The 12,414-nt window shown below is 66.7% G+C and carries 11 protein-coding genes and 1 tRNA gene; 4 read left to right on the forward strand and 8 right to left on the reverse strand.

Annotated elements, in window-relative coordinates; all coding sequences use genetic code 11:
• Window positions 1-814, reverse strand: an 814-nt coding sequence (locus ACZYZ5_RS17225) for a 13E12 repeat family protein (protein ID WP_463903366.1), incomplete at its 3' end; no start/stop codon positions are given.
• 306 nt (window positions 815-1,120) lie between these two features.
• Here ACZYZ5_RS17225 and ACZYZ5_RS17230 point away from each other — a divergent pair.
• Window positions 1,121-2,278: an NAD(P)-dependent alcohol dehydrogenase gene (locus ACZYZ5_RS17230; RefSeq protein ID WP_463903367.1), complete on the forward strand. Its 1,158-nt coding sequence runs from the start codon at window positions 1,121-1,123 to the stop codon at window positions 2,276-2,278.
• Entirely contained in the window at window positions 2,275-2,700 is a 426-nt protein-coding gene (locus tag ACZYZ5_RS17235) for an HIT family protein (RefSeq protein ID WP_463903369.1), read from the forward strand. Before ACZYZ5_RS17230 ends, ACZYZ5_RS17235 begins: the two co-directional genes overlap by 4 nt.
• A 55-nt stretch (window positions 2,701-2,755) precedes the next feature.
• Here ACZYZ5_RS17235 and hrpA read toward each other — a convergent pair whose 3' ends face one another.
• Both hrpA and ACZYZ5_RS17245 read right to left on the reverse strand, forming a co-directional pair.
• Entirely contained in the window at window positions 2,756-6,790 is a 4,035-nt protein-coding gene (hrpA, locus tag ACZYZ5_RS17240) for an ATP-dependent RNA helicase HrpA (RefSeq protein ID WP_463903370.1), read from the reverse strand.
• Window positions 6,791-6,912: 122 nt separating this feature from the next.
• Window positions 6,913-7,080, reverse strand: a complete 168-nt coding sequence (locus ACZYZ5_RS17245; protein ID WP_463903372.1) for a hypothetical protein — start codon at window positions 7,078-7,080, stop codon at window positions 6,913-6,915.
• An 81-nt stretch (window positions 7,081-7,161) separates the two neighbouring features.
• Here ACZYZ5_RS17245 and ACZYZ5_RS17250 point away from each other — a divergent pair, with 81 nt between their 5' ends.
• Window positions 7,162-8,130, forward strand: a complete 969-nt coding sequence (locus ACZYZ5_RS17250; protein ID WP_463903374.1) for a GlxA family transcriptional regulator — start codon at window positions 7,162-7,164, stop codon at window positions 8,128-8,130.
• Between the two features lie 12 nt (window positions 8,131-8,142).
• On the opposite strand, the gene ACZYZ5_RS17255 is transcribed toward ACZYZ5_RS17250, so the two are convergent.
• Both ACZYZ5_RS17255 and ACZYZ5_RS17260 read right to left on the reverse strand, forming a co-directional pair.
• Window positions 8,143-8,442, reverse strand: a complete 300-nt coding sequence (locus ACZYZ5_RS17255) for a protealysin inhibitor emfourin (RefSeq protein WP_463903376.1) — start codon at window positions 8,440-8,442, stop codon at window positions 8,143-8,145.
• A 59-nt stretch (window positions 8,443-8,501) separates the two neighbouring features.
• Complete coding sequence (locus tag ACZYZ5_RS17260) at window positions 8,502-9,560, reverse strand: M4 family metallopeptidase (RefSeq protein WP_463903377.1); 1,059 nt, start codon at window positions 9,558-9,560, stop codon at window positions 8,502-8,504.
• A gap of 198 nt (window positions 9,561-9,758) precedes the next feature.
• Between ACZYZ5_RS17260 and ACZYZ5_RS17265 the strand changes: the two genes are divergently transcribed.
• Window positions 9,759-10,214, forward strand: a complete 456-nt coding sequence (locus tag ACZYZ5_RS17265) for an SRPBCC family protein (RefSeq protein WP_463903379.1) — start codon at window positions 9,759-9,761, stop codon at window positions 10,212-10,214.
• Window positions 10,215-10,239: 25 nt separating this feature from the next.
• Here ACZYZ5_RS17265 and yidC read toward each other — a convergent pair whose 3' ends face one another.
• The 3 genes from yidC to ACZYZ5_RS17280 form a co-directional block, all read right to left on the reverse strand.
• Entirely contained in the window at window positions 10,240-11,037 is a 798-nt protein-coding gene (yidC, locus tag ACZYZ5_RS17270) for a membrane protein insertase YidC (protein WP_463903380.1), read from the reverse strand.
• A 229-nt stretch (window positions 11,038-11,266) separates the two neighbouring features.
• Window positions 11,267-12,046, reverse strand: coding sequence for a potassium channel family protein (locus ACZYZ5_RS17275; protein WP_463903382.1), 780 nt, complete (start codon window positions 12,044-12,046; stop codon window positions 11,267-11,269).
• A 251-nt stretch (window positions 12,047-12,297) separates the two neighbouring features.
• Window positions 12,298-12,370: transfer RNA gene (locus ACZYZ5_RS17280), tRNA-Arg, on the reverse strand.
• Window positions 12,371-12,414: the final 44 nt, after the last annotated feature.

The raw sequence follows: 12,414 nt of genomic DNA on the forward strand, positions 1-12,414 counted from the left end.
TGACGAGCTGGATCTCGATCCCGCTGATCCCGCCGGGGGTCCCGGTGGTGCGTTCGACCAGGGCGTCGGCCATGAGCTGCCCGCGGGTCCGGGGGTCCCCGGACCCGCGGAGGGTGTCGGCGTGCCGGGTGAGGCCGGCGTAGACGGCGACGCCGGCGGCGACGGGGAGCAGGGCGGTGAGGTAGCACATGGTGTCCGGGGCCGGGCGGAGGCTGACGTGCCGTTCGGTCGCTGCGTGGCTGGCCCGCTGGGTGACCGAACGCGGATCCCGCCGGTAGGCGGCGGTGCGGGCCGCGGCGATGATCGTCCGGTCTCCGGCGCCGTCGAAGGTCCCGGTGTCGGGCGCGAGTTCGGCGTCGACGGCGGCCCGGTCCGCCACGGACAGGCACGCGGTTTCCTTCACGAGCAGGGTGGCGCGCCATTCGCTGAGCCGGCCGGTCTCCAGCGCGGCGAGGGTGTGCGGCATTTCGGTGACGAGGGCCTTCGCCAGGCCCAGGAGCCGTGCCCCGCGGGCCGGGGATTCCCGCCGCGCCAGGGCGATCTGCGCGCCGACCCCGGAGCCCAGCTCCGCCGCCGGCACCCCGAGGTTCCGCTGTTCGCGGCGCTGGATCAGGTCGAAGGCGACGGACAGCCGGGCCTGACGGGCAGAAAGGGCAGACTTTCGATCTTCCAGGGTCCGGATTTCAGCAATCAAACGCGCACCATCCAGCTCAGGCACGTCCCCGGACGGCCGGACAGCGGTTAGCGACCGGGCCACATCCATGACCGTCACCTGATTTGGCTGAGCCTCGTCGGGCCCCTGATTGCCGTCCATGGAAACACACTATCGAGCACCTCGGACAAAAAGACGCCGGCTGATCCGCCGTAGGTATTTCCACGATTTGCCCGCCTGTTTGCCACTGCCGGGACGCGGGCATAGTCGCGCCCGTGAAGCACCGCCGGGACGCGGGCCAAAGCACTGCAGGACTGCCCGCCACAGCAATGCGGGGTCACCGAGCGCCCGTAGTTCGCCGTCGTGCGAATGGGAATCCGAGTGCTGGGGACCGCCATTCTCAGATGGCCTCAACAGGCTGCCCGCGCTGATTGGATAAGTCCCGTCACCCGGGGGTAGCGTCGAGTCATGACTCCTGGACGCCCGGTACCGCCGCCCCTCGCCATGCCCCTGCCCGATCTCGGCGCGCCGGCCGAAGCCACTGACGGCCCGCGCCTTGCCGCGGCCTACGGCGCGACAGCCAGCGACAGCGGCCTGGTTCCCCTGACGGTGGCCCGCCGCGCGCCGAAGGAGGACGACGTCGAGATCGCCGTCGAATTCTGCGGACTCTGCCACTCGGACGTCCACGCCACCCGGGGCGAATGGGGCCACCAGAACTACCCGCTGGTCCCGGGCCACGAAATCGTGGGCAGGGTCAGCCGAGTCGGATCCGCCGTCGATGATTTCACCATCGGCGAGCTCGTCGGCGTCGGCTGCCTGGTCGATTCCTGCCGTGAATGCGACAGTTGCCTCGACGGCCTCGAGCAGTACTGCGAAAACGGCATGACCGGGACCTACGGGGCGAAGGACCGCCGCAACGGGGAGGCCATCACGCAGGGCGGCTATGCCAGCTCCGTCGTCGTGGACCGCCGCTACGTGCTGCATGTCCCGGAAAGCCTCGACCCCGCCGCGGCCGCGCCGCTGCTGTGCGCCGGCGTCACGACCTACTCACCGCTGCGACACTTCGACGTCGAGGAGGGCGACGTCGTCGGCGTCGTCGGCCTGGGCGGACTGGGCCACATGGCCGTGAAACTGGCCAAGGCCATGGGCGCCGAAGTGAAGGTCTTCACCACGTCCGAGTCCAAAATCGCCGCAGCCCGCGAACTCGGCGCGGACGAGGTCATCCTGTCCCGCGACGAGGCCGCGATGGAGGCCGCGAACCGGAGCATCGACGTCATCATCGACACCGTCGCGGCGCCCCACAACCTCAACCCGTACTTCCGCACCCTGCGCGTTGACGGGGCCCTCTTCCAGCTCGGGCTCCCCTCGGAAGACATGCCCCCGGTGAACCCCGGTGCGCTGATTCGGCGCCGGATCGCGTACGCCGGGTCGCTGATCGGCGGCATTGCCGAGACCCAGGAGATGCTGGACTTCTGCGCCGAGCACGGCGTCACCTCCGATGTTGAGGTGGTCCGTGCCGACCAGCTCAACGAGGCTTATGACCGCATGGTGGCCGGTGACGTGAAGTACCGTTTTGTCCTGGACACCAGTACCCTCGGAACACCTTCGGAAAGGGCAGACGCATGAGCACTCTCTTCACCAGGATTATCAACGGCGAGATCCCCGGCCGCTTCGTCTGGCGGGAGGACGACGTCGTGGCGTTCCTGACGATGGGTCCGCTTGCCGACGGCCACACCCTCGTGGTGCCGACCGAGGAAGTGGACCGCTGGACCGATGCGTCCCCTGAGGTGCTGGCCCGCGTGATGCAGGTGGCCCAAAAGATCGGCGCCGTCCAGGTCGAGGTGTTCGACGCGGCGCGCGCCGGACTCATTGTGGCCGGCTACGAGATCAACCACCTGCACGTCCACGTGTGGCCGTCCAACACCATGGCGGACTTCGACTTCGGCTCGGTGGACCAGAATCCCGATCCCGCGCAGCTGGACGCCAACGCGGAGAGGCTCCGCGACGGTCTTCGGAAAGCCGGACACGCGGCCCACGTTCCGGAGTAGGGCGGCGCCGTACCGGACCACGCGCTGGCGCGGGTCTGCCGCTCCCAGCCGGGCGTCAGGCCGGCGCCAGAGCCTTATTAAGCACCGCGCGGATCCGCTTCTCGGAGACGGAATAGGCGGTCCCGAGTTCGACGGCGAAGAGGCTCACCCGGAGCTCTTCGATCATCCAGCGGACCTGGGTTAACTCCCCGCCGGCGCGCCGGCCCGGGAGCAGTGCCGACACGGCGTCGTCGTAGTCATCCTCCAGCGCCTGGACCGCGTCCATGTTCTGGGCGTCCCGCTGGACGTTCGTGGGGAGCTTCTCGAGTCGCTTCTCGATCGCGGCCAGGTAGCGCGGCAGCTGGCTCAGCTGGCTGTAGCCCGTGCGTGCCACAAAGCCGGGGAACACAAGTTGCTCCAGCTGGCTCTTGATGTCGTTGAGGGCGCTGATCAGGGCCAGGCTCGTGCTGCCCTTGAGCGCCTTCTCGATCCGCCGGGTGCTGGCCAGGATGCGCTCCACGACGACGGTGACGGTGAAGACGGTGTCGATCAGCTCGGCGCGGACCTTCTCGTAGAGTGCATGGAAGGACGCCTCATCCCACGGCAGCTCGGCCGGGGTGAGCTTGTCAATGGCGGCGAGGGCGCAGTCGGCGATCAGCGCCGTGACGGACCCATGCGGATTCTGGCTGAATGTGAGTTTCTCGGTGTTGTTCAGGTGTTCCAGGACGTAGCGGTCCGGCGGTGGTACCTTCAGGGCGAGCAGGCGGATGATGCCGCCGCGCATGGCCTGTTCCTGTTCGGAACGCGTCTGGAAGAGCCGCAGGGCCACGGACTGGCCCTCATCCACGAGGGCAGGATAGCCGGTGACGGTATGGCCCTTCACCGTGCCCTGGACCTGGCGCTGCAGAGTTCCGAAGGACCAGGAGGTCAGCCCCGTCTTCTCGGCGAAACCGGTCGCGGCCGTCGACGCAGCGGAAGCCGCGGTCCCCGGCGCCGCTCCGGCGGTCCGGGCTGCCGCCTTCCCGGGCGCTTTCCCGTTGGACCTGCCGATCGACGCGGGGGCCGTCGTCGCGGGCGTGGCGCCCAGCGACTCGGCGATAGCCCTGCGCGTGGCCGGTGCCAGCCGTTCCTGCAGCACGCCGAGGTCCTTGCCCTCGTCCAGCACCTTCCCCTGCGAATCCACGACGCGGAAACTGACCCGCAGGTGCGACGGAACGGCATCCCAGTTCCAGGAATTCGGCGGAACGACCTGGCCGCGGAGCCGGCGCAGGACGAGCTCCAGGGACGCCTCGAGTTCGTCGGTGGCCGGATCGAAGTCCGCCTCGAGGGCCGCGACGGCCTGCCGGGCGACGTCCGGGGCCGGCACGAAGTTCTTGCGCACCTGCTTGGGCAGGGACTTGATCAGGGCCGTGACCAGCTCCACCCGCTGGCCGGGAATCAGCCAGCGGAACGCCGCGTCGTCGAGCTGGTTCAGGAACAGCACGGGCACTTCGGCGGTGACGCCGTCCGACGGGTTGGGCGGCGAGCCGGGGGCAACGGGGTGGAACTCGTAGCTCAGCGGCAGCTCAAAGCCCTTGTGCAGCATGGTCTTCGGGTAGGCCGAGTCATCCAGGGCATCGGCGTCCTCGCTGATCAGCAGCGCCTGGTCGAAGTCGAGCAGCGCAGGGTCCTGCTGCCGCGCTTCCTTCCACCATTTGTCGAAGTGCCGTTCGGACACGACTTCCTTGCCGATCCGGGCGTCGTAGAACTCGAAGAGTGTTTCGTCGTCCACCAGGATGTCCCGGCGCCGCATCCGCGCTTCGAGCTCCTCGACCTCGAGGAGGAGCGCCCGGTTGCGGTGGAAGAACTTGTGGTGGGTCTGCCAGTCGCCCTCGACCAGGGCATGCCGGATGAACAGCTCCCGGCAGAGCTCCGGATCCACCTTGCCGTAGTTGATCCGGCGGCTCGGAATGATGGGCACGCCGTACAGCGTGACCTTCTCATGGGCCATCACCGAGCCCATCTTCTTGGACCAGTGCGGTTCGCTGTAGCTGCGCTTGACCAGGTCCGGCGCCACCTGCTCGACCCAGAGCGGATCGAATTTCGCGGCCACGCGGGCCCACAGCCGGCTCGTCTCCACAAGCTCCGCGGCCATAACAAACGTGGGGGACTTCTTGAACAGCGCCGAGCCAGGGAAGATCGCGAAGCGGCTGCCGCGGGCCCCGGCGTACTCGCGTTTGCGCTCATCGAGGATGCCCACGTGGCTCAGCAGGCCCGAGAGCAGGCTGATGTGGATGCCCTCATGGTTGCCCACCGGGTCGGCCAGGCGCTTGTTGTCCAGGCTGATGCCGAGCGGCCGGGCCAGCTGGCGCAGCTGCGCGAACAGGTCCTGCCACTCGCGCACGCGCAGGTAGTTGATGAACTCGGCGCGGCAGAGCCGGCGGAAGGCTGTGGAGGAGAGCTCCTGCTGCTTCTCCTGGATGTAGTTCCAGAGGTTCAGGAAGCCGGTGAAGTCCGAGTTCTCGTCCCGGAAACGCGCGTGCTTTTCCGCGGCGAGCTGCTGCTTGTCGGTCGGGCGCTCGCGCGGGTCCTGGATGGTCAACGCCGCGGCGAGGATCATGACCTCGCGAACGCAGCCGCGCTTGCCGGACTCGACGATCATCCGGCCGAGCCTGGGGTCCACGGGAAGCTGGGCAAGCTGCTGCCCGACGGCGGTCAGCCCGCCACCGTTTCTGCCGGCAGCCGGCCGGCGGCCGGTGCGGCCGTCGTCGGTGCCGTCGCCGGACTCCTCCTGCGGACGCGCGGCGCTCAGGGCGCCCAGCTCGCGCAGGAGGGTGACGCCGTCGTTGATGGCCCGGGAATCCGGCGGCTCCACAAACGGGAAGTTCTCGACATCCTTGGGCCCGCGGGCGACGCCCATTGCGGTCATCTGGAGGATGACGGCGGCGAGGTTGGTGCGCAGGATTTCGGGATCCGTGAAGGGTGGCCGGGACTCGAAGTCTTCCTCCGAATACAGCCGGATGGCGATACCGTCGGAGACGCGGCCGCAGCGGCCGGAGCGCTGGTTGGCGGACGCCTGCGACACCCGCTCGATCGGCAGGCGCTGGACCTTGGTGCGGTGCGAATACCGCGAGATGCGGGCAGTGCCGGTGTCAATGACGTACTTGATGCCGGGAACCGTCAGGGAGGTCTCGGCGACGTTGGTGGCGAGCACGATCCTGCGCTTGCTGCCGGGGTGGAAGACCTTGTGCTGTTCCTGCAGACTCAGCCGCGCGAAGAGCGGAAGCACCTCGGTGCCGGCCAGCTTGCGGTTGGACTGGATCCTGCCGTTGAGGGCCTCGGCGGCGTCGCGGATTTCGCGTTCGCCGGAGAAGAAAACCAGGATGTCGCCGGGCGCCTCCTGCGCGAGTTCGTCGACGGCGTCGCAGACGGCGTCCAGCGGATCGCGGTCCTCTTCCAGCTCGTCGTCGGAGGCCGCAACCGCAGCGTCGTCGGTGCTGTCACCGGCGGCCCCGCCGGCCGGCTGGGATAGCGGGCGGTAGCGGATCTCGACCGGGTAGGTGCGTCCGGAGACCTCGATGATCGGCGACGGCTCCTCCTCGCTGCCGAAATGCTTGGCGAAGCGCAGCGGATCGATGGTGGCCGAGGTGATGATGATCTTCAGATCCGGCCGCTGCGGCAGGATCCGCTTGAGGTACCCGAGGATGAAGTCGATGTTGAGGCTGCGCTCGTGTGCCTCGTCGATGATGATGGCGTTGTACCTGCGCAGCAGCTTGTCCCGCCGGATTTCGGCCAGCAGGATGCCGTCGGTCATGAGCTTGACCTTGGTGTCGCGGCCGACCTCGCCGGTGAAGCGGACCTGGAAGCCGACTTCCTGGCCGATCTCGACGCCGAGTTCCTCCGCGATGCGCTCTGCGACCGTGCGGGCGGCCAGCCGGCGCGGCTGCGTGTGGCCGATCAGCCCGTTCTCGCCCAGGCCAAGTTCCAGGCACATCTTCGGAATCTGGGTCGTCTTACCGGAACCGGTCTCGCCGGCGATGATGGTCACCTGGTTGGCCGCAATGGCGGCCATCAGGTCCTCGCGGCGCTCGGAGACCGGCAGCTCGGCGGGGTAGGAGATATGCAGTGTCATGGCTGCACACAGTCTACTGGGAACTGTCCGCGTGGCAGTTCCGGGACAAAGAAGTGCCCGGTCCCTGTCGGGGCCGGGCAGCGGGTGGTGGACGGGATGCGGTGTGATCGGGCGGCCGGGGCTCAGAAGATCCGGAAGGTGTAGTTGGTGCTGGGCAAGTCCAGGGCGGACCAGTAGTCTTCCGAGCGGACCGGCGGGTTGTGGCCGAGCCCGTCCTTGCGGAGTGCTGCGACGGTGGCGGCGAGGCCGACGACGATGAGGACAATGAGGGCGATTCCGATGAGTTCCATACCTCCATGGTTCTCCGGTCGGGGAGGCAAAAGAAGTGGCAGAAATGCCCAAAAAGAGATAATTTCTGCCATAATGGATTCATGATCAAATCAGTGGCAATGATCGTGGTTCCCAACTTCTCGATCTTCGAGTTCGGAACCGCGTTTGAGGTCTTTGGTGTGGACCGGTCGGACCGGGGGACCGGCGTGCCGGCCTTCGACTTCCGGGTCTGCACCCCCGTCCCGGGCGAGGTCCCGATGAAGTCCGGGCTGTCCCTGCACGTGGGTCTCGGGCTCGACGCCGCGGCGGACGCGGACCTGGTCATCATGACCCCCTACGGCCGCGACGAGGACCTCCCGGAAGCCGTACTTGACACACTGCGCGCCGCGCACGCCCGCGGTGCGTGGGTCATGTCCATCTGTTCGGGGGCCTTCGCCCTGGCCCGGGCCGGGCTGCTGGACGGCCGCCGCTGCACAACGCACTGGCACTACTCCCAGGAGCTCGCCAGCCGCTACCCCGCTGCGCGGGTGGATGAAAACGTCCTGTACGTCGAGGACAGCAGGATCATTACGAGCGCGGGCACGGCCGCGGGCATCGACGCCTGCCTGCACCTGGTGCGCATGGAGTTCGGCGCCAACGTGGCGGCGGCAATCGCCCGGGACATGGTGGTTCCGCCGCACCGCGACGGCGGTCAGGCCCAGTTCATCGACCGGCCGATCCCGGCCTGCGGCTCCGAGCCCATGGAGGAACTGCTGCAGTGGATGGTGCGGCATCTGGGAGAGGACCATTCGGTCAACGAGCTCGCCGAGCGTGTCCACATGTCGCCCCGGACCTTTGCCCGGCGCTTCCGCTCCGAAACGGGTGCGACCCCGGCGGCCTGGCTCAACTCCCAGCGGGTGCTGCGCGCCCAGGAACTCCTCGAGACCACGGACCTCAACATCGACGAAATCGCCCGCGAATCCGGCTTCGGCCACTCCGTGCTGTTGCGGCACCACTTCGCCAAGGTTTTGGACACTAGCCCGCAGTCCTACCGCCGCACGTTCCGCGGACACCTGGCCGCCGCTGTTTAGGTAGGCCCAGGCCTAGGCGCGGCCCAAAGACGGGGGCTCGGCCGCCGCCTTCGCCGTTTCGACGAGGTCCCGCCACGGTCCGGTGACGGCCTGTTCGGGCAGGGTAGCGCGGTGCTGTCCGGCCCGGATGTTGTACAGGAACCGGTCCGGCTGACCGGCTGCGGCACCCCGGCCGGCGTCGGGAATGGCGTCCCACGGGCAGGCCTCGATGAGGGGCTGCCAGAGGTCAGTATCCTCCGGCGGCGTGGGCTGCACGGTCCACGTCCGCTTCATGCCGGCCATGCCGCCGCTGCGCTGGACTGTGATTTTCATCGGTCTCGGATCGTCAGGAGACGGTAACCTTCATAGGCCTCGGATCGCCATGAGCCCGGTTATCGTCTGGCGCCAGGAAACTTTACCTTCACAGTTTCCCACGCGGACCGCACGGCGTCATGCTCTGTGGAATCCGCCCCGAAAAGCTCCTTGGCGGAGGCGGCAGTGGCTTTGGCGAACGCCCCGAAGGTGGCATTCGGGGCCAGCGTGCCGCCCGTCAGGGTCTCGTACCAGATCCGGCCCGGCGCGTCCCACGCGTTGCCGCCGAGCGCCGTGGCGACCAGGCAGAACGCCCGGTTGGGAATCCCGGAATTGATGTGCACCCCGCCGTTGTCAGCGCTCGTGCGCACGTACCCGTCCATGGAATCCGGCTGCGGGTCCTTGCCGAGCACGTCGTCGTCGTAGGCCGTCCCCGGAGCCTTCAGGGAACGCAAAGCGGTTCCCTGAACCTGATCCGTGAAGAGGCCCTCGCCGACCAGCCAGCTGGCCTCGGAAGTCGACTGCTGTCGGACATGCTGTTCAACGAGCGCCCCAAAGACGTCGGACATCGACTCGTTCAGTGCGCCGGCCTGGTTGCGGTAGACCAGAGCCGCGGAGTACTGGGTGACGCCGTGGGCAAGTTCGTGGCCGATCACGCTCAAGGACTTGGTGAACCGCTGGAAGACTTGGCCGTCGCCGTCGCCGAAGACCATTTGCCGGCCGTCCCAGAACGCGTTGTCGTACAGGCGGCCGTAGTGGACTGTTGCCTCGAGGGGGAGGCCTTTGCCGTCAATCGAGTTCCGTCCGAAAGCCTCCGCATAGAGGCGGTGGGTGTGCCCCAGCCCGTCATAGGCCTCATCGGCGGCGGGATCGCCGGTGGGCGGTTCGCCTTCTTTGCGGACCACACTGCCGGGCAGCTGCTCGGCGGACTTGGCGTCGTAGACCGTCCGTTCCGGCGCGGACGGCTGGAGCTCCCGTATCCCCGGAGGCGTGCCGGGCGCGGGCACGGCGCGGGAGGCCTGGAAGCTCGGGACGTGATGCAGGGCTTCCCTTGCCGCGCGGGCGGCCTTGGAGAGCTCCGGTTCGCGCTGGGCCGCCAGGCGGCGGAGCATGTACGGCGGAATGATGGAACAGTGCATGTGAGACCCCTTAGTGCTTCGGCGGGATCCCGTGGTGGTGCTGCGGCCGGCACCCAGTCCAGCCACCCGGCCGCCGGAACCCCGCTGCCGATGCAGACAGCCTACGAGCGGGCACCGACAATTGGCAGGGTGGCGCGCCTAGTTCCCTGTTCCGCACCCGGCCTGTTCCGCGGTTCCGTCCCGGGCGTAAAATCACGCATGGAAAAGTTAAGGTATTCGGTGAAGATCAACGCCCCCGTGCAGGACGTGTGGACCACGATGCTGAACGATGCCACGTACCGGGAGTGGACCAGCGTGTTCAACAGTGATTCCTACTACGAGGGGGACTGGAACCAGGGAAGCGAAATCCGCTTTCTCGGGCCCGACGGCGACGGCTCGCTGGCGGGCATGATCGCCACGGTCGAGGAAAACAAACCGAACGAGCTCATTTCCCTGCGCTACATCGGGCAGGTCGTCGATGGCGAGGATGACACCACCAGCGAGGCTGCGAAGGCCTTTATGGGCGCCCATGAGAAGTACGCCTTCAGCGCCGCCGGCGGCGTGACGACAGTGGATGTGGAGCTCGACAGCGAGGACGAGTTCGTCGCCATGTTCGACGAGGCCTGGCCGCTGGCGCTGGAGAAGCTCAGGGACATCGTGGAGGCCCGGAGCTGAGCCGGCCGGAATCGCCGGCCCGGCCTTAGGGGGAGCGCGGGTCAAGAACGAACTGCTGCACCATGGTCCACAAATTTGTGGTGGTCCAGTAGATCAGGACACCGATGGGGAAGACGATGCCGCCAATGCCGAAGACGATCGGCAGGGCGTAGAGCACCACTTTCTGCTGTTTCATGAACGGGCCCTCCATGGACTCGACGGGCACAGTTCTGGCCATGATGTGTTTCTGGGTGATGAACTGCGCCGCCGTCATGGTCAGGATCATCACGATCGAGAGGATCCACACCGCGACCACGTCGCCGCTCCCAGGGGTGCCGTGAAGCAACTCGGCGGATAGCGGGGCACCGAAAATGCTCGACTCGTCGAACTGAACCGCCTGCTCGTGGCTCATAGCGCCGATGCCAATACCGGTAGCCGCCGCCGTCGAAATGCCGGACAGTACGGTGAAGAGGGCAAAGAAGAACGGCACCTGAATCAGCAGCGGAAGGCACGCAGACAAAGGGTTGGTGCCGTGCTTCTTGTAGAGGGCCATTTGCTCCTGCACCATGGCCTGCCGTGAGAGCGGGTCCGTCCTGCCCTTGTACTTCTCCTGCAGTTGCTTCAGCTCCGGCTGCAGGAGCCGCATGCGACGCTGGGCCCTGATCTGGCGCAGGGATACCGGAAGGAGGGCGGCGCGGATGACCAGCACCAGCCCGATGATGGATAGCGTCCACGTCCAGCCGCTGGCAGCAGGCATGCCGAGGGCGCTCAGGCCCTCATGGAGTCCCACCATGATGGCGGACACCAGCCACTGGAACGGAAACAGCAGCGCTGCGAAGTCCATCCGATGCCCCCGTTCGTAAGGCCGCAGCGCGGCCTTGACCTTGCACCCTGTCAGCCAACACGAAAGGACGCCCAGAAGCCAGTGGATCCCAGGGGTTCTCGTCTGTGCCCTTTTTGCCCACAAGGTGACAGCAAAGTGACATTGGATTCAGAGCGGTCTACCAATCCATGCCCTGACGTAGGTCTCGGGTGGCCGTGTGCCCGGCAGTTCGTCTTTGTTATCGACGGCGCTATTTCCCTTGGCGTGGTTCCTGGAGTGGTTTGTCGTTGGCGTGGCTGGAGGCGGTTTCTCCCTGCACTTGGGCTAATTGGTTCTGGAGCGTCTCTATTTGGGCTGTGAGGCGGGCAAGCTCCTCGTTCTTTGAGGTATCGGCCTGTGTAGTCCGTACCTCCTTTGCAGCGCTCACGCTTTCAACGAGCCAGGATGATAAGGCCGCGGTGACCATGCCCAGGGCGGCAAACCCTCCGACCATCAGCGCGGCCGCAGCCCATCGGCCAGGAACAGTTACGGGGTAAAAGTCGCCGTAACCGATGGTTGTGATGGTGACCATCGCCCACCACAGTGAGTCGCCCATCGTGGTGATGTTCGCGTTCGGAGCATTTCTTTCGAAACTGAGAACGCTGAGGGCCACGGTGTAGATCAGAATGACGGCGGAGGCAACGACGTAGGCCATGACGCGGGTCCTGATGGCAGTGCCCGGGGCCCGGTCGATCACTTGGCGCAAGGAGAATGGACGCAGGAGCCGCAGTGGCCGAACTACCGGGACCAGCGCCATGAGCAAATCCAGGGGGTGCCGGACGAGCCACCGGCCTGGCCGGGGGGCCAGGAGCAATTTCACGATGTAGTCGATGGCGAAAGCAGACCACGTTGACCAGATGACAATTGTCAGGACCGTGGCGTAGGGGTCCGGCGGTTGGACAAGGACCAGGATGGAGTAGGCCGCCAGGTAGAGGAAAGCCGCGCCGAGGAGGGGCCACTCGGAATACTTTTGCCACGTCTCTTGCGTCATGGCTGAATCGTAGGACTTTGCTCCCCGGATTACCTCACTAAGTTGTGTTGCATATTTGGGCGGGACTTAGGCCTTCTGCGCCGCATCGCGTGCGCCGGCGAGGGCGCCGCTACTTTTGAACACACCCGCTCAGCCGCAGGTGACATGAAAGCGACGCCAAGGCCGGGAATTGGTGGGAATCGGACACAACGGACTGCCAAGCGGGAAAGCAAAAACCCCGCCACTTCGTTGAAGTGACGGGGTTTTGTCTGTGCCCTCGATTGGAATCGAACCAACGACCTTCTGCTCCGGAGGCAGACGCTCTATCCCCTGAGCTACGAGGGCAGTCAGGGTTCCTGCCGTTACCGGCGGGACGTCCTAGAGCTTAG

The sequence above is a fragment of the Pseudarthrobacter ribosi genome (assembly GCF_055412865.1).